Genomic DNA, 2,039 nt, shown 5'->3' with positions numbered 1-2,039 from the left:
CAGGCCGCCGCCAGCAGCGCCGCCTTGGGCACGCACCAACCGTAGCCCTTGTCCAGCACCGCGCTGGCACGCATGTGCGCGGGCGCCAGGTCGATGCGATAGGGGTCGTAGCGGAAGCCGTCGCGCACCGCCAGGTACAGGGCGACGGCACGCTCGCGCTCGTCGGCGGCCTGCGCATGTTCGCGCGCAAAGGCCATGACCGCAGGGTGGTCGCTGTCGATCAGCGCGGTGGGCGCCAGGTCGGCGGGGGTGGGTGCGTCGGGGCGGTTCATGCGGCGATTCCTCCTACGGCGCAGTGTCGTCAGGTCCGATGCCGCTGCCTGTCGCCTGGGCGACAGCCGACCGCGGCGCGCGCTCAGTCTCAGTAGCTGCGCCCGGCGCGGTACAGGGCGTGCTGGCGGCGCTGCAGGGGCGCCACTTCGGACAGCCGCGCCATGACGGCCCCGGCATGGGCATGGGTGATGGCCAGCCCCAGCGCATCCGCAGCATCGGTGCCGGGCAGGCCGGGCAGCTGCAGCAGGCGCTGCACCATCGCCTGCACCTGTGGCTTGGCGGCGCGGCCGTGGCCGACCACCGCCTTCTTCATCTGCAGCGCCGTGTATTCCGCCACCGGCAACCCGGCGTTCACCAGCGCCGCCAGCGCCGCGCCGCGCGCCTGGCCGAGCAGCAGCGTCGACTGCGGGTTGGCGTTCACGAAGACGATCTCCACCGCCGCCGCCTCCGGCTGGTAGCGCGCCGCCACCTCGCCGATGCCGTCGAACAGCAGCTTCAGCCGGCCCGGCAGGTCGCCCAGCGCGAGGCCGGTGGTGCGGATGGTGCCGCTGGCCACGTAGCGCATGGCCTGGCCCTGCACGTCCAGCACGCCGAAGCCGGTGGTCTGCAGGCCCGGATCGATGCCGAGGATTCTCATGGGGCCATTGTCTCCCGATGCCCGCGCGCCGTCAGGGCAGCTCCGTGCGCCCCATGCGGGCCAGGAGCGTGCGCGTTCGCGCCGCCAGGTAGGGCGAAGAGGGCATGCGCTCGTAGCGCTTCGGCGCCGGCAGCATCACCGCCAGCCGGGCCGCCTCGGCCGCGCCCAGCGCGCGGGCGCTCTTGCGGTGGTAGTGCTGCGCGGCGGCCTCGGCACCGAACACGCCCTCGCCCCATTCCACGCTGTTCAGGTAGATCTCCAGGATGCGGCGCTTGTCCAGCAGCCGCTCCAGCAGCAGCGCCAGCACGAACTCCTGCCCCTTGCGCAGCAGCGTGCGCTCGCCCGACAGCAGCAGGTTCTTCGCCAGTTGCTGCGTGATGGTCGAGCCGCCGCGGATGCGCGCCGCGCGCCGCCCCCGCGCGGCCGCGGCCGGCTGCGCCGCAAGGTGCGCATTGCGCTCCCAGGCGCGCTCCATGGCCTGCCAGTCCACGCCATCGTGGCCGACGAAGCCGTCGTCCTCGGCGGCCACCACGGCGCGCTTGAGGTGCTCGGAGATCTGCTCGTAGGGCACCCACTGCTGGCGCCAGCGCAGCGGGCCGCCGCCGGCGAGCTGCGCCCAGGCTTCCGAGCGCTGGAAGGCCGTGGACTGCGGGTCGACCACGGCCATCGCCGCGATGCGCAGCACGAAGAACAGCTGCAGCGCCACGAAGGCCAGCAGCACCAGCAGCGCCCAGCGCCCCACGGCCCGCATGCCCACCCCCGGTTTGCGCCAGCCGCCCGCGGCCGCCTCAGGCCGTGCCTGCGGCCAGCGCAGCCCGCAGCTCCGCCAGCACCTGCACCGCCGAGGGCCGCACGCCGCGCCACAGCGCGAACGATTCCGCCGCCTGGTGCACCAGCATCCCCAGGCCGTCGCGCCCCTGCGCCCCGTGGCGCGCGGCCCAGGCGAGGAAGCCCTCGGCCGCCGGACCGTACATCATGTCGTAGGCCAGGCCGCCCGGGCGCAGCACCCGGCCCGCCACCGGCACCTCGCCCCCTTCCAGGCTGCTGGCGGTGGCGTTGATGACCACATCGAAGGTGGCCGGCGCAAGCTGCCTGGCCGGCTGCGCGCGCAGCGCCACCCCCTCCTGCC

3 protein-coding genes and 1 pseudogene are annotated in these 2,039 nt (G+C 74.4%); all 4 read right to left on the bottom strand.

Going from position 1 to position 2,039, the window contains the following annotated elements:
- Positions 1-272, bottom strand: a 272-nt coding sequence (locus tag A612_RS11395) for a transglutaminase domain-containing protein (protein ID WP_019374607.1), incomplete at its 3' end; no start/stop codon positions are given.
- Between the two features lie 89 nt (positions 273-361).
- Complete coding sequence (gene ruvC / locus A612_RS11390; RefSeq protein ID WP_019374606.1) at positions 362-910, bottom strand: crossover junction endodeoxyribonuclease RuvC; 549 nt, start codon at positions 908-910, stop codon at positions 362-364.
- Between the two features lie 31 nt (positions 911-941).
- Complete coding sequence (mtgA, locus tag A612_RS11385; RefSeq protein WP_019374605.1) at positions 942-1,661, bottom strand: monofunctional biosynthetic peptidoglycan transglycosylase; 720 nt, start codon at positions 1,659-1,661, stop codon at positions 942-944.
- 37 nt (positions 1,662-1,698) lie between these two features.
- Positions 1,699-2,039 (bottom strand): annotated as a pseudogene (gene aroE, locus A612_RS11380) (shikimate dehydrogenase); the annotation flags it as partial.

Origin of the sequence: Melaminivora alkalimesophila (genome assembly GCF_000282995.1) — a bacterium.
In the GTDB taxonomy this organism is placed as follows: Bacteria; Pseudomonadota; Gammaproteobacteria; order Burkholderiales; family Burkholderiaceae_C; genus Melaminivora; species Melaminivora alkalimesophila.
The sequence above is the reverse complement of the archived record's forward strand: the minus strand, read 5'-3'. Positions and strand labels throughout refer to the sequence as shown.

Excerpts from the sequence above, each read along its gene's own strand:
- ruvC (WP_019374606.1), bottom strand. The coding sequence starts at position 910 with ATGAGAATCCTCGGCATCGATCCGGGCCTGCAGACCACCGGCTTCGGC.
- mtgA (WP_019374605.1), bottom strand. The coding sequence starts at position 1,661 with ATGCGGGCCGTGGGGCGCTGGGCGCTGCTGGTGCTGCTGGCCTTCGTG.